Origin of the sequence: Actinophytocola sp. (assembly GCF_045807065.1) — a bacterium.
In the GTDB taxonomy this organism is placed as follows: Bacteria; Actinomycetota; Actinomycetes; order Mycobacteriales; family Pseudonocardiaceae; genus Actinophytocola.
Genome location: NZ_JBJMIE010000626.1, coordinates 1 through 17,694 on the forward strand (window position 1 = coordinate 1; position 17,694 = coordinate 17,694).

Below are 17,694 nucleotides of genomic sequence, written 5' to 3' on the forward strand. Positions count from 1 at the left end.
CGACAGCCCCGGCCGCCTCGTCTCCGCAGGCGCCCGCCGCGGACTCGTACGTCACGCCGATCGTGCGCAAGCTGGCCAAGCAGCACGGCGTCGATCTCAACAGCATCACGGGCACCGGCGTGGGCGGCCGCATCCGCAAGCAGGACGTGCTGGCCGCGGCCGAGGCCGCCAGGAAGCCGGCCCCCGCGCCTGCCTCGGCACCGGCCGCCAGGTCCGCCGCCCCGGCCGCGCCTGCCGCGGACCTGCGTGGCAAGACCGAGAAGATGAGCCGCCTGCGCCAGACCGTGGCGCGGCGCATGGTCGAGTCGCTGCAGACGGCCGCGCAGCTCACCCAGGTGGTCGAGGTCGACGTGACCAGGATCGCCAGGCTGCGGCAGCGGGCCAAGGCGGCGTTCGAGGCACGCGAGGGCGTCAAGCTGACGTTCCTGCCGTTCTTCGCGAAGGCCACGGTCGAGGCGCTCAAGCAGCACCCGAAGCTGAACGCGTCGATCAACGACGAGACCAAGGAGGTGACCTACCACGGCGCCGAGCACCTCGGCATCGCGGTGGACACCGAGCGGGGCCTGCTGACCCCCGCGATCCACAACGCGGGTGACCTGTCCGTCGCCGGTCTCGCCCACAAGATCGCCGATCTCGCCGAGCGCACCAGGGCGAACAAGGTCACGCCGGACGAGCTGTTCGGCGCCACGTTCAACCTGACCAACCTCGGCAGCCAGGGTGCGCTGTGGGACACGCCGATCCTCCAGCTGCCGCAGGTCGGCATCCTGGGCGTCGGCCTGGTCGTGAAGCGGCCGGTCGTGGTCACCGACGAGGACGGCGCCGACACGATCGCCATCCGCTCGATGATGTACATGGCGCTGACCTACGACCACCGCCTGGTGGACGGCGCCGACGCGGGCCGGTTCCTGACGACGATCAAGAACCGTCTGCAGGAGGGCAACTTCGAGGGCGAGCTCGGGCTGTGAGCGGAGAGCCTGCGAGGAGCGGTCTGTGAGGATCGTGGTCGCCGGGGCGTCCGGCCTCATCGGGTCCGCACTCGTCGGCGAGCTGCGCGCTGGCGGCCACGAGGTGCTCCGGCTCGTCCGGCGCACCCCTGGGGCCGCTGACGAGCGCGGGTGGGACCCGCCGGCCGGCCGCATCGACGCCGGTGCGCTGGCCGGTGCGGACGCCGTGGTCAACCTGTGCGGCGCGCCCATCGCCGGCGGCCGGTGGAGCCACGCACGGCGCCAGCTGCTGGTGAACAGCCGGGTCGAACCGACCGAGGTGCTGGCTGCGGCCGTCGCCGAGCAGGGCATCCCCCTGCTGGTGAACGCGTCCGCGGCCGGCTACTACGGCGACAAGGGCGACGCGCTCGTGCCCGAGTCCGCGCCGGTGGGCACCGGCTTCCTGGCCGGCCTGTGCCAGTCGTGGGAGGCCGCGACGCAACGCGCGGCCGACGCGGGCACGCGGGTGGTGCGGCTGCGCACCGGCCACGTCCTCGCCCGCCGCGGCGGGCTGGTCGGTCTGTTGAAACCGCTGTTCTTCCTCGCCCTGGGCGCGAAGCTGGGCAACGGCCGCCAGTACATGCCGTGGATCCACGTCGAGGACCAGGTCGCCGCGGTCCGGCACCTGATCGAGCACGACACGCTGTCCGGCGCGGTGAACGTGTGCTCCCCCAACCCGGTCACCAACGCCGAGTTCACGGCCGCGTTCGGGCGCGCGATGCACCGCCCCGCACCGTGGTTCGTCCCGGCCGCCGCCTTGAGACTGGCGGCGGGCGACACGAACGGGGAGATCCTCTACAGCCAGCGCATGGCGCCGACCGTGTTGGTGGACAACGGTTTCACCTACCGGCACCCGACGCTGGACGAGACGTTCTCGTCGCTGCTCGGGTGAGGCTCTAACGTGTCGCGAGTGGACGGCGTAGGGTCGTGGAGGTGACTTCCTGTCGCGCGTCTGGCGCTCCTGTGCATGTCCGCGAGCTCGGCACGATCGACTACGTCGAGGCGTGGGAGCTGCAACGTGAGCTGGCGGGCACCCGTGCCGACGAGGCCGGTCCGGACACGTTGCTGCTGCTGCAACACCCGTCGGTCTACACGGCCGGCAAGCGCACGGAGCCGGACGAGCGCCCGGACGACGGCACTCCGGTCGTGGACGTCGACCGCGGCGGTAAGATCACCTGGCACGGTCCCGGTCAGCTGGTCGGTTACCCGATCGTGAAGCTGGCCGACCCGATCGATGTCGTGCAGTACGTCCGCCGCATCGAGGAAGCGCTCATCGCGGTGTGCGACTCGTTCGGACTGGTGACCGGTCGCGTCGAGGGCCGCAGCGGCGTGTGGCTGCCGGCCGACGACCACCGTTGGGAGCGCAAGATCGCCGCCATCGGTATCCGCGTCCAGCGCGGCGTGACGATGCACGGCTTCGAGCTGAACTGCGACGCCGACCTGTCGGCGTTCGAACGGATCATCCCGTGCGGCATCCGCGACGCGGGCGTGACGTCGCTGTCGGTCGAGCTCGGCCGCACGGTGCCGGTGGACGAGGTCGCGCCGCTGGCGGAGAAGTACGTGCTCCAGGCCCTCGAGGGCTCGCTCCCGGTCGCGGACCGGTGGCTCCCGCGCTGGGAGCCGACCAGCCCTGGCGTCAGCTTCGAACTGGCACACTAGCCAGCCTCGCTGGTCCGCCTCGCTGGTCCGCCTCCCCGCGCTTCTATGTGTTGGTTGCGTTCCGGCCATCGGTGCGGGTGCGGAGGTGGATTGTGGCTGGGTGCCGTCACGTTCCCCTGAGGTAACTGTTGGGCGGGTGCGGGCCTCGCACAGAGATCCGGGGCCCTTGGGGTAGGTCAAGCGGACGGGACGAGGCGGCGGAGCAGGCGTTCCACCGGGTTGCGGCGGACCGGTTCCGGCGCCGACCGCTGCAGTGCGAGGAACGCGGCGCCGATCGACGCCTCCTCCGCCGGCGAGTCCCCGGCCTCGGTCAGGCCGGCGGCTCGCGCCAGCATCCGGTGCTCCGCCTCGACCAACGGCCGCAGCACCTCCCCGTCCGCGTGCCGGTCCAGCAACGCCCGCAACGAGGCGTTGTCCTCGGCCGTCCGCCGCCAGGCCGCGCCGATCGCGTCGACCCGGTCGCCGTCGGACAGCTCCGCCAGCTCCACCCGCGCCGCCAGCCGCCGCGCCCAGCGGTGGTGCAGTGCGAGCAGCAGCTCACCCTCGCTCGGGAAAGCCTCGGAAGTACGCAGTTCCCCCTGCTCGACAACGGCGTCCAGCGCGTCCCTGCGGCGGTAGAAGTCTTGCCACCCCATGGTCACTCCCCTGCCTTGCTCCGGTCATACCATCAGTCTTGTACATACCGTCGGTATGGTCGAACAACATCAACGTACCACCGGTATGTGGCCGCTATGTGTCGTACCGTTGTGAGCGTGGTGACAATGCGGTCGAGGCGTGTGGACTACACCGAGTCCACGCGGCAGGCGCTGGTCGACTCGGCCCTGGAGATGTTCACGAAGCGGGGTTACGCCGCCACGTCGCTCGACGCGATCGTGAAGCGGGCCCGGGTCACCAAGGGCGCGCTCTACCACCACTTCAGCGGCAAGCAGGCTCTGTTCGAGGCCGCGTTCGACGCCGTGGAGACGACCGCGATCGGACGGCTTTCCGTGGCGGTCGACGGGGAGGGCACGGCCTGGGACCGCGCCATGGCCGGGATCCAGACCTACATCAGCGTCTGCCTCGAACCGTCCTACCAGCGGATCGTCATCCACGAGGCGCCGGTCGTGATGGGCTGGGAGCGCTGGCGCGAGGCCGAGGAGCACTTCAGCTACGGCCTGGTTCGCGAGACGGTCGAGTCGCTGGTCGAGGCCGGTGAGATCGAGCCGCTGCCGGTCGAGGTGACCGCCCGCATCCTGTTCGGCGCCCTGTCCGCGGGCGCGGAGACCATCGCCGGCGCCCAGGACCCGAAGAAGGCCGCTGCGGACGTGAGGAAAACCATTACCGCCGTCATGAACGGCATGCGCAGAATGCCGGTGTGAGCGATCTCCTCTGGCCTAGGCAAGCCCCCACGAACCTGCGTCGAGCCGTGCACCGGGTCCTGCACGACGTGGTGGCCGCCGGCGGCGCGGTGGGCTACCTGAGCCCACCGTCCCAGGCGGAGGTCGACGAGTGGCTGGACGGCGTCCTGGCCGACATCCGCGCCGGCGACGGCGCACTCGTGCTCGCGACGGTCGAGGGCGTCGTCGAGGCCATGGGCACCTGGCGGCGGGAGAAGCCCCAGGTGTTCCGCCACACCGCGGTGGTCGGCAAGGTGATGGCCCACCCGTCCGCCCGCGGGCGCGGCCTGGGCAGGCACGTGGTGTCCGCCCTGATCGACGACGCCCGGCGAACCGACCTCGAACTGCTCGTCCTCGGCGTGCGCGGCAACAACCACGGCACGATCCAGCTGTACGAGGAGCTGGGCTTCCGCGAGTGGGGCCGCCTGCCGAACCGCATCGTGGTGGGCGACGACCGCTTCGACGACGTCCAGATGATGCTGCCCCTCGGCCACCCACCGCACGTGCGGCTGCGTGGCGCCGAGCCAGGCGGCCCCGGCTCGACGCCACCGCGCCGCTATCGCGTGGCGCCCCAGTAGATCCCGGCCGCCACCTGGGCGTACAGGCCCTTGGGGTGTGCGCGGAACAGCGGCTCCGTGCCGAACATCAACACCCGCGCGCCCGTCGCCGACGCACCCGACACGACGGCCGCCTGCCCGGCCGCGGCGTTCGATCCGCCCGAGCCGTCCGCGTTCGGCAGCCAGTGGCCGGCGACCAGCGGGTTGCCCGGCCCGAACCGCTGCTCGACCCGCACGCCCGCGCCGAGGTCGGTGAACCACTGCGGCGAGTACACGAACGATGTCGGGGTCGCTCCGGCCAGTACGGCCGCGGCCGCGTTGTCGACGGTCACCACCCCGTTGGCGTCCTCCCGGCCGGGCACCGCGGTCACGGGCAGCAACCGCGCGTCGGCGTTGAACCGCGACCCGGTCGCACCGCGGGTGACCACGCCGCCACGCGCGAACACGGCGTCGACCCGCGCCTTCGCGGCCGGCCGCAGCTGGTCGTACCGCAGCCCGGACGACACCACGAGCACGTCCACTCCGGACAGGTCGAACCCGGCGTTCAGCGTGGCCGTGGAGACCGGCCGAACGTCGAAGCCCATCTCCCGCAGGGCGAACAGCTCGTCGGCCGCCACCGCCGCCGCGACCGTCACCCGGTGCAGCGGGCTGCCCTGAGCGCCCCGTGGAGCGGCGGTGAACCGCACGCCGTACCGGTCGGCGACCTCCCGCGCCGCCTGCCGGTCCGCGGCCGGCACCACGACCGTCCCGTCGGCGAGCCGCCGCAGCGCGAGGCCGCGACCGAGCAGGTCGTTGACCGCGCTCGCGTCCTTGCCGTCGACGACCCGGAGCGCCAGGTCACGGTCGGGTGCCGCCTCGACGCCGCCGGTCGGCGCGGCCGCCACGACGTCGAAGCTCGGCACCCTGACCTGCCCGTTCCGCACGACGTCGACCGAGGCACCCCACAGCAGCCGGTGGCTCCAACCGGCGATGTCGTACATCTGCGGTGCGTCGTTCGACAGGTCCTTGCCCGCCTCCAGCATCGCGTTGGCGAGGCCGCGCTTCGGCTGGTGCATGTCGACCACGTACGACCCGGCCGGATACGCCCTGCCGCCCAGGGTGAACGGCCGCGTGGCCTGCCGGACCCGCACGTCGTGCGCCACGAGGTGGTCCACCAGCCGGGCCGCCGCGACCGCCGAGCGCTGGGTCGCACCGGCCGGCACGACGTAGGCGCGCGGGAACGTCGTGGTGAACCGGTCCTCCGGCCCGAACCCCGGCACGAACCCGTCCGGGATGTACCGCTGGGGCTCGCCGGCCGCGCCGCGCCGGAAGATCTCGATCTGGTTGTCGACCAGCTCCTCCCGGTGCGCGCCGAGGTAGGACAGCGTGGTCCTCATCGTCGCCTCCGACACGTCCGTGTTGATGGCCGCGCGGCGCCGCAGCTCCTCGACGGGCAACGTGTCGTAGGCGTCGTTGTTGACCTGCAGGGGGATCTCGATGGTGTAGGACACGGCGCCGTGGTACATCGCGTACTGCGCGGTGAAGATCGGTGGCCAGCCGTCCCACTCGCCCGGCGGCCAGTCGCGGAACGGCACGACGACGTCCTGCGCCTCCGGGTAGCCGAGGGCCTTGACCGCGGCCTCCATGCCCAGGCCGTTGGCGTAGCCGTGCCTGATGTAGAGGTCGAAGTCGTAGTTCTGGCCGTGCGGCGGGGTGGTCGGCTCGATGAGCGTGCCGTCGACGTACCCGTGCTCGTCCAGCGTGAGCACCGGCTGGGTGTCGATGATCTCCGTACGCATCGCCACGCTCTCGGGCTGGGAGTTGGTGACGAAGTCGCGGTTGAGGTCGAAGCCGTTCGCGTTCACCCGGGTGCCGGCGACCCGGCCGTCGGGGTTCGCCGTGATGTCGAAGTAGATCCGGCTGTGCCGCAGGAGGTTGGTGGTGCGCTGGTCGTTCGTGGTGGCCAGGTACTCGATCTGGCGCAGTGCCGCGTCGGTGCCCTCCCACTCGTTGCCGTGGATGTTGTTGTTGATCCACACCGGCGCCTTGTAGTCCCGCTCGAGCCGCCGGTCGCGGGCGGCGCGGACCGGGTCGTTCTCGATCAGCTCGCGCCAGGCGTCCTGCTGGCGGGTCTCGGCGGGCCGCTCGGGCGCGGTGAGGGTGACGAGGTACAGGTCGCGGCCGAGCCCGGAGTGGCCGACGACCTCGACGGAGACACGGTCGCTGCGGTCCTGCAGCGCGTTCAGCCGGGGTGCGATCGCGTGGTAGGGCGTGAGCCCGAGCCTGGTCGACGTGTCGGTCGGGTCCACCGGGTAGGTCCGCAGATCGGTCCGGCGCGGGTAGCCCTGGTGGGTGCGTACCTCGTTCTCGCCGACGGGTGCGGCGCGGCGGGCGGCAACGGGGTCGGCTGCGGCGACCACGTTGCGCTCGGGACCGTTACCGAAGTCCCGGTCGGAGTCGGTCGGGGGAGCCGCGACCGCCGGCGCGGCGGTGATCGAGGTGATGGTCAGCGCGGCGGTCGCGAGCGCGAGGAGAACTTTTCGCTTTCTGTGCACGAACTGCCTCCGTCCGTAGCAGGGTGAGCCAGGTCTAACCGGACGGATCGGACGAGGTCAAGGGGCGTAACCTGAACGGCGTGACGATCGCTCCGGAGGGGCGAAAGCTGCTGCGGCTCGAGGTGCGCAACAGCCAGACGCCGATCGAGAAGAAACCGTCGTGGATCAAGACCCGCGCCAAGATGGGTCCTGAGTACACCGAGCTCAAGAGCCTGGTGCGGCGCGAGGGCCTGCACACCGTGTGCGAGGAGGCGGGCTGTCCCAACATCTACGAGTGCTGGGAGGACCGCGAGGCGACGTTCCTCATCGGCGGCGAGCAGTGCACCCGGCGGTGTGACTTCTGCCAGATCGACACCGGCCGGCCGGCCGCGCTGGACCGCGAGGAGCCGCGCAAGGTGGCGGAGTCGGTCCAGGCCATGGGCCTGCGCTACGCGACGGTCACGGGCGTGGCCCGCGACGACCTCGCCGATGGCGGCGCCTGGCTGTACGCGGAGACCGTCCGGCAGATCCACGCCATGAACCCCGGCACCGGCGTCGAGCTGCTGATCCCGGACTTCAACGCTGTCGACGAGCAGCTGGCCGAGGTGTTCGGCTCCCGTCCGGAGGTGCTGGCGCACAACCTGGAGACCGTGCCGCGGATCTTCAAGCGCATCCGTCCGGCGTTCCGGTACGAGCGGTCACTCGAGGTGATCACCCGCGCACGTGAGTTCGGCCTGGTCACGAAGTCGAACCTGATCCTGGGCATGGGCGAGACCCCGGACGAGGTCGTCGCGGCGCTGCGGGACCTGCACGAGGCCGGCTGCGACATCATCACGATCACCCAGTACCTGCGGCCGTCGCTGCGCCACCACCCGGTGGACCGGTGGGTGAAGCCGGAGGAGTTCCTGGCGCACAAGGAGGCCGCGGAGTCGCTCGGTTTCGCCGGTGTCATGGCGGGTCCGCTGGTCCGGTCGTCCTACCGGGCCGGTCGCCTGTACGCGCAGGTCATGGCCCACCGCGGCGAGCCCCTACCCGCGGCGATGGCCCACCTGGCCGCCGCCGGCCCGGCACACCAGGAGATCAGCTCCGTCCTCAGTCGGACCCCATAGATCGGACTCAGGGTTGATGCCAGGTGGAACCCGGATGTGATTTCCTCGGTCCAACTGCCAAACTTGCCGCGGAAATCACTGAGGGGAGCAGTCGTGGCGCTGTTGACCGATGTTCTGACCTGGCTGAGGGAACTGCCAGCACCGGCGATGTACGCCGCGACCGGGGGGCTCGTGCTCGCGGAGTGCACCGTCGGCCTGGGCTTCATCGCCCCGGGTGAGGGCGGCCTGCTGCTGGCGTCCGCGGTCCTGGTGACCAGTTTCCCCAAGGGCCTCCTGCTGTGGCTGATCGTCACGGTCTGCGCCGGTGTCGGTGACTCGATCGGGTACGCCATCGGCCGGCGGTTCGGCCCAGCCTTACGCGAGACGAAGCTGATCCAGAAGTACGGTGTGGACGGCTGGGACAAGGCCACGGGCATCCTGCGCAAACGAGGCGCGTGGGCGGTGTTCTTCGCCCGGTTCCTACCGGTGGTCCGCACCCTGACCCCGGCGGCCGCGGGCACGTCCCAGTTGCCGTACCGGAAGTTCCTACCCGCGGTGCTGGCAGGCGCGGCGTGCTGGGCAGCCCTCCACATCACCCTGGGCGCGGCCCTGGGCGAGGCGGCCGAACGCGTGGAAGGCGCCATGGGCGTAGGCGGCGCGGTCATCATCGGCGCCATCGTCGTGGCCCTGGCCGCCATGATCGTGGTCCACAAGCGCCGCAAGGCGAGGTCGGCCGCCATCCCGGTGGTGGTGATCCCCGTGGAGCCCACAGTCGTCGCCCAGGAACCCGCCCTGGAACTCGAGGGCTGACAGGGGACGACCAAACGGACGTCACGGCATGGCGCGGGGCCTGACTTGCCCACCGCCGACCGCTGTTTGGAGAAGACCACCAGCGTCAAGGGCGAGTTGATCGACCTGTGGTATTCGGCAAACCCACGAACACGGCAGCGATATTCAAGCACTCTGCACTGAACGGCACACCGTTGTGGGCCAGCGATGTCCTGCCCGAATCAGCGCACGATCTGACCACCGCCCACGCACAGGTGCTCGGCGCCTTGTACCGGACCGCCTCCCACCTCGACCTACCGACGTTGGCTAACAACGGCTACGACGACGCCGGCATCGACGTGCACACCCCGAGCAAACAACCCACCGGCAACCAAGTCCTCGACAACCGCACCCACAACGCTCTGCTGCGCGGACTGCGCTGCCTGGGCGAACACGGCTTCGCCGTCCTCACCGAACGCTGGCGCGTTCTCCAACACCTCACCACCAACCCCAGCAAAATCGGCACCATCGTCCAAGCCGCACTCGTCCTCACCCAATTCGAACACGGCCAACACACCTGATCCTGTGAGATCACCTCAATGAGACTCTGATTCGCGGATTTCTTGATTCCTTGGGCAAACTCCCGACACCCTCATCACTCAACTGAGTGACGTGCAGGGATTTTTGTAACAGAGAGTCACAACGAGCCGATCTCCCTCGTGTAGGAACACAGAGGAGCGAGGCGCCGGCCCTATCCGCGCCCTGGACGACAAGAATCCGCACACTGACCGTCCCCAGCGACGGTCTCGTCCAGTGCGCCCGATGTCGCCGGCGTCTCTTCCTCCCCATTCCCAAGAACCAACCCCGCAGGCGGCGGCGAATCACGCTGCTCTTTTCCCGCGGAGCACATACCCGGTATTTCCCGGCCGCTTCCCTGATGAGCCGTCTCAAACCGGCGCCGTGCATGTCCCCGCCACAACCCCTCCGTGGCGCTCCACGGCATCCACATGTAGCGTGTCTATACGTAGAGACGCTACTTATGGGAGGTTGCTCATGAGGGGACACCGACTCCGCCGCGCGGCCCTCGCGGCACTGGTCGCCACGGTCGCGGCGCTGACGTCGACGACAGCCGTCGCCGCCACACCGACGGCACACGGCGGGGACCAGGCGGCCTTCACCCAGCTACGGCAGCGGCAGGAAGACGCATGGGCACGCGGCGACGGCACGGCCTGGGCCGCGACGTTCACCCAGGACGGCGACATGGTCACCTTCAACGGCGACTACCTGCACGGCCGGGACGACATCGCCGCCCGCATGCAGCACTACTTCGACACCTACCTGCAGGGCACCCGCCTACTGATGCTGACCGAGCATGTCCGCTACACCGAACCGGACACGGCGATCATCGTCCGCACCGGCTGCGTGCTGTGGGACGCCCAGACGACGTGCACCGACGAAGCCCTGTCCGTCAACACGAACGTGCTGATCAAACGACACGGTCGCTGGCTGCAAACGTCCTTCCAGAACACGAGGATCCGCCCCATCCCGTGAATATCGGGGAATGTCCCGGATCACGCCGACCCCGGCGGTAGGCGACACTGCCGAGAGTGATCGACGCCTACCTCACGGCACTGGGCAACGCACTACGCGGGCCTCGGCGAGCGAAGGCCAACCTACTGGCCGAGGCCCGCGATCACCTGTTGGAGGCCACCGAGGCATATCAGGAGAACGGCCTGGACCGGCCAACGGCCGAAGCCGCCGCGGTGGCGGACTTCGGCGACCTGGCCGACATCATCCCGCCGTACCAGGCCGAACTGAGCCTGTCGCAGGGTCACCGAACCGCACTGGCGATGCTGTCGCTGTCGGCGGCGCAGCCCTTGGTGTGGGCGACGTTCGCGCGGCTGAGTGACACACCGGAGCACCCGCGCCTGGCCAACGAGATGGTCGAGAACCTGGGCGGCACCATCATCCTGCTGGCCCTGCTGACCGCGGTGGCCTACCGCTACGGAATGCGGCACCCGGCGATCAGACTGCGGCTGGCCCGCCTGACAGGTGTCGCCGCTCTGACGTCCTGCGCCCTGCTGGCCGCGGCGAGCATCCTGCTGACCATACTGTCGGGCGGTTATCTGACACCCCTGTGGACAGCCACGTTCGTACTGGCACCGGCCGCCTACACGACGATGTCCGCGTACCGCTGCCTACATACCCGGCCGAAGCACCCCATCGACTAACGCGGCGAACGCCCGCCACTCGCTCCGCTCATCGGCGAGCATCCGCTTACCGGTCCCCGTGAGGCGGTAAGTACGCCGCCGCCGCCCACCGACCGTGCTCCACTCACTGGACAGATAACCGGCCCGCTCCAACCGCCGCAGCGCGGGGTAGAGGGTCCCGGTGGGCAGATCGAGCTGCCCCCCACTGCGCTGCAGCAACGCCTCCATAACGGCATACCCGTGCAGCGGCTCCCCCTCGATCACCGCCAGGATCATCCCGTCGAGGTGCCCCCGCAAGACATCAGCCCTCACGTAGCTAGTCTACCTATGGCAGCACAAATCACATAACTCCCTCGTGGTCTAAGCAATTCCAGTCGTCGCGCTAACAAACCCAAAACCTGACAAACAAATGACGTCGAGGGAATGGCGAAATGATCAGACATTTCCCTGCGGCGACCTCTCGATGCCGGCATTTGCCGCACCGCTACCTGCGCAAACCGGCAGCGAACGAGGTCTTCACGGGCAACCGCCCGTTCCCGTGGAGCCTCGGACGGTAACGATCAGGCCGAGAAGTTCTCATACCGCGGGAGATCCACCTGGCCAAACTAGCCACTTACCATCCTCACCACTTACCCTGTTAGTAAGATGCCCAGGAACCTTTCCCGGGAGCATCCACCTCGCATTTTTACCCTGTGAGGAGGCGAGATGTTCGAGGGTTTCACCGAGTGGCTGGACGAGTACCTCCGAGAACACAAGCCATCGGCCATCCTGAAAGCCGCTTTGGGGTTGATGTCATTTGCCGGCCTACTAGGCTCAATTATGAGCAGTGCCATACGGGTAGGGGCATTTGTCACCACTATTTTTGGCCTGATGTCGTGCGCACTGCTATTGCTCGCGGACCGGCGCGCGATAAAGCACGACCGGGACAAGTACCTGCGGCGTCTCAACTGGTATTACAAGGTACTCACCGATCTCAGCCCGGAGCCTCTTCTGGCGGTCGACAAGTGGCAGCAACGGGTCGAGATCGAGCCCAACGGTGACGTGCACGAGGTTCTGACGCTGGAGGCACACACTTCCCGCGAGGTGGTCTACTTCGTGCGGCTCACCACCCGCAGCCGCTGGGAACAGCCGCGAAAGCATCTTCGCAAGATCAAGATGGTCGCACGGAGCCGGGACGCCCTCGGCCAGGCCGGACCGAGTTGGCACATGTTTTCGTCCTGGGAGGGCGACAGGCTGATCTCATACCTGGACCTGGACCCGCCCGTTCGCCGGGGGAAGATCATCCGGTTCGAGGTGACACGCACCTGACCGGCGAAGTGCCAGCCAATGATGCGGCACAAGCAGCCGGAGGACTTCGTTCTCCGCACCACCAACGCCCTGGAGATTGCGTGCGCCGAATACAGCATCGTACTTCCCCGTGGGTTCGAGGCGGTGTACGAACTCATCGGCGAGGGAGAGCCGGACGTCCAACTAACCGCGGACCTGAGCGACCAAGACGGCAAAAAGGTGTACAAATGGTGTGCGGACAAGATCCCAGCGATGACCTTCGTGGGAATCAGGCTGCAATTGAAGTAGCTCGTGACAGGACATCACGAGCTACTCACGCACTCAGGCGTCTCCGTCTTCGCCGCCACGCATTTGGGCGTTCTCCTGTCGCTTTAAAGACTTCGATTCAGTGGCGACCATCGGGTTAAAGCGCTTGTGGCAACGCCCCGGCCACTCCGGCAGTGGGTGTACCCGCTTCCGGCCACGCGGCGCACACTAGCGATCATGAACCCGGAGCACAACCGTTTCCTGAGGACAGTCACTGGGAAGAGTAAGAACGACGGGCGGCATGTAGACAGTCCGGACGAAAGGTGAACTGTGAGTGCAACAGTGGACGGTGGACTGAGGGGACGACCAATCAGGCGAAGGCGCGAAAGCAGGGCCGACCTCGGGTGGTGGGCGCGACAGGATTCGAACCTGCGACCGCTCGGGTGTAAGCCGAGTGCTCTTCCGCTGAGCTACACGCCCTGGCCGGTGCCGGAGACTGCCGACACCGGACGCTGACGATCAAAGGCTGGCGATCGCCTTCTTCCACGCTTCCTGGTTACGTGCCTCGCCCGGCTGGTTGACCTCGGCGAAGCGGACGACACCGGCAGTGTCAATCAGGAACGTCCCGCGGTTCGCCATGCCGGCCTTCTCGTTGAAGACGCCGTACTGCTGGGCCACGGCGCCGTGCGGCCAGAAGTCGGACAGGAGCGGGAACTGGTAGCCCTCCTGCTCCGCCCACACCTTCAGGCTGTACGGGGTGTCGACCGAGACGCCGAGGACCCGCACGCCGCTGAACGACGAGAAGTCGTCGCGCAGTTGGCACAGTTCGCCGGTGCAGATCCCGCTGAACGCGAACGGGTAGAACACCAGCAGGACCGGCTTGTCCGCGTAAACGGACGAAAGTGACACCTTCTCGTTGTTGAAGTCCTTGAGCGTGAACTCCGGTGCCTTCGAACCGACCTCGACCACCGCGCAGCCTCCCTGAACGACCCCGAACGCGCGCGGGCGTCACCCGCACGAGGCACAGCGTAACGAAGGTCAGCGCTTGGTCTTCGCGGACTTCGGTGACACGAGCCTGGTCGCCGACCAGTCGCTGCCGACGCTGACGTTCGACGTCTGCGCCAGCCCGGCGGTGGGCACGGCCTCCGCGATGTCGCTCGGTTCGACGTGACCGTCGCGGCCGGTCTTCGGGGTCAGCACCCAGATGACACCGTTGTCCGCGAGCGGACCCATCGCGTCCATCAGGGCGTCCACCAGGTCACCGTCGTCCTCGCGCCACCACAACAGCACGACATCGACGACCTCGTCGGCATCCTCGTCCAGCAGATCGCCTCCGATCTGCTCCTCGATGGCGGCGCGGACGCCGTCGTCGACATCCTCGTCCCAACCGAGTTCCTGGACGACGTTCCCCGGCTCGATCCCGAGCCTTTCGGCGACGCCGGCCTTGCCGGCGTCTCCCGCGGCGACCACGGCTTTCACTCCTCCTCAACGCCATCGTGGCGACCACCACGAAACGGTATTGGCACAGCGAACACTGACCTTGCCCACCCGCGCAACCACCCACGCCGGGTTTGCCCTGGACGGACCATCACAAACCGGTACGGATCCGGAGTGGAACAGTCCCGTCCGGGCACCCGGTCGGCGCTCCCCCCGAACGGCCGACGCAACGCTACTGACCAGTAGGGATGACCCGAGCACGAGTCGAGAGAACGATGGCAGAGTTAGCACCATGAGCGCAGGCACTGGAGACCCCTTGGCTACGCAGAGCAGCGAGAACAGCAGGAATCAGCCCGAGCGGGTACGGGTCATCCGCGACGGTCTGGCGGCACACCTGCCGGACATCGATCCGGAGGAGACCGAGGAGTGGCTCGAGTCGTTCGACTCGATGCTCTCCACGGGTGGCCAGCAGCGTGCGCGCTACCTGATGCTTCGGCTGCTCGAGCGCGCACGGGAGAAGCGAGTCGGCGTCCCGTCGCTGACCAGCACCGACTACGTCAACACCATCCCCACCGAGCGGGAACCGTGGTTCCCCGGTGACGAGGAGGTGGAGCGGCGCTACCGGGCGTGGATCCGCTGGAACGCGGCGATGACCGTGCACCGCGCGCAGCGGCCCGGCGTCGGCGTCGGCGGCCACATCTCGACCTACGCGTCCTCGGCGACGCTCTACGAGGTCGGCTTCAACTGGTTCTTCCGCGGCAAGGACCACCCGGGCGGCGGTGACCAGGTCTACTTCCAGGGCCACGCCTCCCCCGGCATGTACGCGCGGGCGTTCCTCGAGGGCCGCCTGTCCACCGACCAGCTCGACGGCTTCCGCCAGGAGTACTCGCACGGCGGCCCCGGCCAGGGCCTGCCGTCCTACCCGCACCCCCGGCTGATGCCGGACTTCTGGGAGTACCCGACGGTCTCCATGGGCCTCGGCCCGATGAACGCGATCTACCAGGCGCGGTTCAACCGCTACCTGCAGGCGCGGGGCATCAAGGACACTTCTGACCAGCGCGTATGGGCCTTCCTCGGCGACGGCGAGATGGACGAGCCCGAGTCCCGCGGCCTGATCCACGTCGCCGCGAACGAGGGCCTGGACAACCTCACGTTCGTCATCAACTGCAACCTGCAGCGCCTCGACGGCCCGGTCCGCGGCAACGGCAAGATCATCCAGGAGCTGGAGGCGTACTTCCGCGGCGCCGGTTGGAACGTCATCAAGGTCATCTGGGGCCGCGAGTGGGACGCGCTGCTGCACGCCGACCGCGACGGCGCCCTGGTCAACCTGATGAACACCACGCCGGACGGCGACTACCAGACGTACAAGGCCAACGACGGCGCGTTCGTGCGCGAGCACTTCTTCGGCCGGGACCCGCGCACCAAGGACCTGGTCCTGCCGATGACCGACCAGGAGATCTGGAACCTCAAGCGCGGCGGTCACGACTACCGCAAGGTCTACGCCGCGTACCAGGCCGCGGTCGAGCACCACGGCCAGCCGACCGTGATCCTCGCGAAGACCATCAAGGGGTACGGCCTCGGACCGCACTTCGCGGGCCGCAACGCGACCCACCAGATGAAGAAGATGACCCTGGAGGACATCAAGCTCTTCCGGGACTCGCTGCGCATCCCGCTGTCGGACGCGGAGCTGGAGAAGGACCCGTACCTGCCGCCGTACTACCACCCCGGCAACGACGCGCCGGAGATCCAGTACCTGCTGGAGCGCCGCCGCCAGCTGGGCGGGCACGTGCCGGAGCGCCGCGCGAAGTCCAAGACGCTCGTGCTGCCCGGCGACAAGGTCTACGAGGCCGTCCGCCGCGGGTCCGGCAAGCAGGAGGTCGCCACGACGATGGCGTTCGTCCGGCTGGTCCGCGACCTGGCGAAGGACAAGGAGGTCGGGCCGCGGATCGTGCCGATCATCCCGGACGAGGCACGCACGTTCGGCATGGACTCGATGTTCCCGACGCAGAAGATCTACAACCCGTACGGGCAGCTGTACACGTCGGTGGACGCGTCGCTGATGCTGTCGTACAAGGAGAGCGAGCAGGGCCAGATCCTGCACGAGGGCATCAACGAGGCCGGGTCGACCGCGTCGTTCATCGCGGCCGGGACGTCGTACGCCACGCACGGCGAGCCGATGATCCCGATCTACATCTTCTACTCGATGTTCGGCTTCCAGCGGACCGGCGACGGTATGTGGGCGGCCGCGGACCAGATGACGCGCGGTTTCGTCCTGGGCGCCACGGCCGGCCGCACGACCCTGACCGGCGAGGGCCTCCAGCACAACGACGGTCACTCGCTGCTGCTGGCGCACACCAACCCGGCCGTGGTCTCGTACGACCCGGCGTGGTCGTTCGAGATCGCCCACATCGTGCGGGACGGCCTGCGCCGCATGTACGGCGAGCAGGCGGAGGACGTCTTCTACTACCTGACCATCTACAACGAGCCGTACGTCCAGGCGCCGGAGCCAGCCGACCTCGACGTGGAAGGGCTGCTGCGCGGGCTCTACCGGTACAAGAAGGCGGTGGACGCCGAGGGCCCGCACGCGAACATCCTGGTCTCCGGGGTCGCCATGCCGTGGGCGCTGGCCGCGCAGGAGAAGCTGTACGACGAGTGGGGCGTGCTGGCCGACGTGTGGTCGGCGACGTCCTGGTCCGAGCTGCGGCGCGACGCCGTCGAGATCGACCGGCACAACTTCCTGCACCCGGAGGCCGAGCCGCGCAAGCCGTACGTGACCTCGGCGCTGGAGACCGCGGAGGGTCCGGTCGTGGCGGTGTCGGACTGGATGCGCGCCGTGCCCGACCTCATCCGTCCGTGGGTCCCCACGGAGATGCTGACCCTGGGCACGGACGGCTTCGGCTTCTCGGACACCCGCCCGGCGGCCCGGCGGCACTTCCTGGTGGACACGGAGTCGATCGTGGTCGGCGTGCTGGCCGCACTGGCCAAGACGGGCGAGATCGACGAGTCGAAGGTGGTCGAGGCCGCGAGGCGGTACCGCATCGACGACATCTCGGCAGCCGGCCCCCAGACGTCCGACCCCGGCGTCGCATGACGGTGCGTAGCTCAGCTGACCTGCGCTGATGAACCCCTGACACGATAGGGGCACACGGGTGGCGGCTCCTCCCTCCACCCTCCATAGTGGAATTACCGGTGGGGACCGGGGAGAGGCCGGCCCGCCTGACTCTTTGAGGAAGGCGGGCCGGCCGGCCGAATCTGGCTGCCCCTGTTCGGTGCTGGGGCACCTTCCCTCTGGGATTCGGCCTCAGTGTTGGCCGGGGGGCCGAGCCCCCCGAGCCCCCCACGGTGCGGTTTGTTGCTGAACCAGCGTGGGGGTGTTGCGTTTTTGCTTGGCCTTGCCTCGCGAGGGGGCACAGGTGCCTCCGGAGTTTCTCGCGTGATAGTTCTGCGGGCTTTCTTCGTCTCGTGTTGTGGCCCTTCGGGCCTTTCCCCACTTCGTCTCCAGCTGGCCACCCGCCTCCAGCCGGGCATCTTTCAGCCATTGGGCTCCAGCTGGGGCAGTTCCATTCGGCC

The 17,694-nt window shown here is 68.6% G+C and carries 18 protein-coding genes and 1 tRNA gene; 13 read left to right on the forward strand and 6 right to left on the reverse strand.

The features are described 5' to 3' along the window. The 3 genes from sucB to lipB all read left to right on the forward strand — a co-directional run. The coding region (gene sucB, locus ACJ73U_RS36420) for a 2-oxoglutarate dehydrogenase, E2 component, dihydrolipoamide succinyltransferase (RefSeq protein WP_407782302.1) at nucleotides 1–965 on the forward strand (965 nt) is incomplete at its 5' end. 25 nt (nucleotides 966–990) lie between these two features. Next, nucleotides 991–1,875 carry a TIGR01777 family oxidoreductase gene (locus ACJ73U_RS36425; RefSeq protein WP_407782303.1) on the forward strand — a complete coding sequence of 295 codons (885 nt, stop codon included), beginning with the start codon at nucleotides 991–993 and terminating at the stop codon, nucleotides 1,873–1,875. Between the two features lie 35 nt (nucleotides 1,876–1,910). Further along, nucleotides 1,911–2,642 carry a lipoyl(octanoyl) transferase LipB gene (gene lipB, locus ACJ73U_RS36430; protein WP_407782304.1) on the forward strand — a complete coding sequence of 244 codons (732 nt, stop codon included), beginning with the start codon at nucleotides 1,911–1,913 and terminating at the stop codon, nucleotides 2,640–2,642. A gap of 176 nt (nucleotides 2,643–2,818) precedes the next feature. Here the strand turns inward: lipB and ACJ73U_RS36435 are convergent, their stop codons facing one another. Then, on the reverse strand, nucleotides 2,819–3,277 hold the full coding sequence (locus ACJ73U_RS36435; protein WP_407782305.1) for a hypothetical protein: 459 nt from the start codon (nucleotides 3,275–3,277) through the stop codon (nucleotides 2,819–2,821). 126 nt (nucleotides 3,278–3,403) lie between these two features. On the opposite strand from ACJ73U_RS36435, the gene ACJ73U_RS36440 reads away from it, so the two are divergent. Both ACJ73U_RS36440 and ACJ73U_RS36445 read left to right on the forward strand, forming a co-directional pair. Then, entirely contained in the window at nucleotides 3,404–4,000 is a 597-nt protein-coding gene (locus tag ACJ73U_RS36440; RefSeq protein ID WP_407782306.1) for a TetR/AcrR family transcriptional regulator, read from the forward strand. Next, nucleotides 3,997–4,596: an N-acetyltransferase family protein gene (locus ACJ73U_RS36445; RefSeq protein WP_407782307.1), complete on the forward strand. Its 600-nt coding sequence runs from the start codon at nucleotides 3,997–3,999 to the stop codon at nucleotides 4,594–4,596. The genes ACJ73U_RS36440 and ACJ73U_RS36445 overlap by 4 nt, the downstream gene beginning before the upstream one ends. Here the strand turns inward: ACJ73U_RS36445 and ACJ73U_RS36450 are convergent. Then, nucleotides 4,575–7,109, reverse strand: coding sequence for a M14 family zinc carboxypeptidase (locus ACJ73U_RS36450; RefSeq protein ID WP_407782308.1), 2,535 nt, complete (start codon nucleotides 7,107–7,109; stop codon nucleotides 4,575–4,577). The genes ACJ73U_RS36445 and ACJ73U_RS36450 overlap by 22 nt on opposite strands. 80 nt (nucleotides 7,110–7,189) lie before the next feature. On the opposite strand from ACJ73U_RS36450, the gene lipA reads away from it, so the two are divergent. The 5 genes from lipA (at nucleotide 7,190) to ACJ73U_RS36475 (ending at nucleotide 11,175) form a co-directional block, all read left to right on the forward strand. Then, a complete protein-coding gene (lipA, locus tag ACJ73U_RS36455) occupies nucleotides 7,190–8,197 on the forward strand; it encodes a lipoyl synthase (protein ID WP_407782309.1) in 1,008 nt (335 codons plus the stop codon). A gap of 93 nt (nucleotides 8,198–8,290) precedes the next feature. Then, nucleotides 8,291–8,986, forward strand: coding sequence for a DedA family protein (locus tag ACJ73U_RS36460; RefSeq protein WP_407782310.1), 696 nt, complete (start codon nucleotides 8,291–8,293; stop codon nucleotides 8,984–8,986). A 107-nt stretch (nucleotides 8,987–9,093) separates the two neighbouring features. Next, nucleotides 9,094–9,525: a transposase family protein gene (locus ACJ73U_RS36465; RefSeq protein WP_407782311.1), complete on the forward strand. Its 432-nt coding sequence runs from the start codon at nucleotides 9,094–9,096 to the stop codon at nucleotides 9,523–9,525. A gap of 472 nt (nucleotides 9,526–9,997) precedes the next feature. Next, complete coding sequence (locus ACJ73U_RS36470) at nucleotides 9,998–10,495, forward strand: SgcJ/EcaC family oxidoreductase (protein WP_407782312.1); 498 nt, start codon at nucleotides 9,998–10,000, stop codon at nucleotides 10,493–10,495. Nucleotides 10,496–10,551: 56 nt separating this feature from the next. Beyond that, nucleotides 10,552–11,175 (forward strand): permease prefix domain 1-containing protein, encoded by a 624-nt coding sequence (locus ACJ73U_RS36475; protein ID WP_407782313.1) that lies wholly within the window; start codon nucleotides 10,552–10,554, stop codon nucleotides 11,173–11,175. On the opposite strand, the gene ACJ73U_RS36480 is transcribed toward ACJ73U_RS36475, so the two are convergent. Further along, entirely contained in the window at nucleotides 11,143–11,466 is a 324-nt protein-coding gene (locus ACJ73U_RS36480; RefSeq protein WP_407782314.1) for a PadR family transcriptional regulator, read from the reverse strand. The two genes, ACJ73U_RS36475 and ACJ73U_RS36480, sit on opposite strands and share 33 nt — an antisense overlap. Before the next feature lie 393 nt (nucleotides 11,467–11,859). Between ACJ73U_RS36480 and ACJ73U_RS36485 the strand changes: the two genes are divergently transcribed. Both ACJ73U_RS36485 and ACJ73U_RS36490 read left to right on the forward strand, forming a co-directional pair. After that, nucleotides 11,860–12,462 carry a hypothetical protein gene (locus ACJ73U_RS36485; protein WP_407782315.1) on the forward strand — a complete coding sequence of 201 codons (603 nt, stop codon included), beginning with the start codon at nucleotides 11,860–11,862 and terminating at the stop codon, nucleotides 12,460–12,462. Between the two features lie 21 nt (nucleotides 12,463–12,483). Then, nucleotides 12,484–12,729: a hypothetical protein gene (locus ACJ73U_RS36490; RefSeq protein WP_407782316.1), complete on the forward strand. Its 246-nt coding sequence runs from the start codon at nucleotides 12,484–12,486 to the stop codon at nucleotides 12,727–12,729. A 363-nt stretch (nucleotides 12,730–13,092) separates the two neighbouring features. On the opposite strand, the gene ACJ73U_RS36495 is transcribed toward ACJ73U_RS36490, so the two are convergent. The 3 genes from ACJ73U_RS36495 to ACJ73U_RS36505 form a co-directional block, all read right to left on the reverse strand. After that, nucleotides 13,093–13,167, reverse strand: a tRNA-Val gene (locus tag ACJ73U_RS36495). Between the two features lie 39 nt (nucleotides 13,168–13,206). Continuing rightward, nucleotides 13,207–13,656, reverse strand: a complete 450-nt coding sequence (locus ACJ73U_RS36500) for a peroxiredoxin (protein WP_407782317.1) — start codon at nucleotides 13,654–13,656, stop codon at nucleotides 13,207–13,209. Between the two features lie 69 nt (nucleotides 13,657–13,725). Beyond that, nucleotides 13,726–14,157, reverse strand: coding sequence for a DUF3052 domain-containing protein (locus ACJ73U_RS36505; protein ID WP_407782318.1), 432 nt, complete (start codon nucleotides 14,155–14,157; stop codon nucleotides 13,726–13,728). Between the two features lie 283 nt (nucleotides 14,158–14,440). Between ACJ73U_RS36505 and aceE the strand changes: the two genes are divergently transcribed. Next, the gene (gene aceE, locus ACJ73U_RS36510) at nucleotides 14,441–17,215 is read left to right on the forward strand and encodes a pyruvate dehydrogenase (acetyl-transferring), homodimeric type (RefSeq protein ID WP_407782319.1); all 2,775 of its coding nucleotides are present in this window, start codon (nucleotides 14,441–14,443) and stop codon (nucleotides 17,213–17,215) included. Nucleotides 17,216–17,694: the final 479 nt, after the last annotated feature.

What these genes read in the sequence shown, in the direction of transcription:
- ACJ73U_RS36435 (WP_407782305.1), bottom strand. Translation starts at nt 3,277, where the DNA reads ATGGGGTGGCAAGACTTCTACCGCCGCAGGGACGCGCTGGACGCCGTT.
- ACJ73U_RS36440 (WP_407782306.1), top strand. Translation starts at nt 3,404, where the DNA reads ATGCGGTCGAGGCGTGTGGACTACACCGAGTCCACGCGGCAGGCGCTG.
- ACJ73U_RS36470 (WP_407782312.1), top strand. Translation starts at nt 9,998, where the DNA reads ATGAGGGGACACCGACTCCGCCGCGCGGCCCTCGCGGCACTGGTCGCC.
- ACJ73U_RS36485 (WP_407782315.1), top strand. Translation starts at nt 11,860, where the DNA reads ATGTTCGAGGGTTTCACCGAGTGGCTGGACGAGTACCTCCGAGAACAC.
- ACJ73U_RS36490 (WP_407782316.1), top strand. Translation starts at nt 12,484, where the DNA reads ATGCGGCACAAGCAGCCGGAGGACTTCGTTCTCCGCACCACCAACGCC.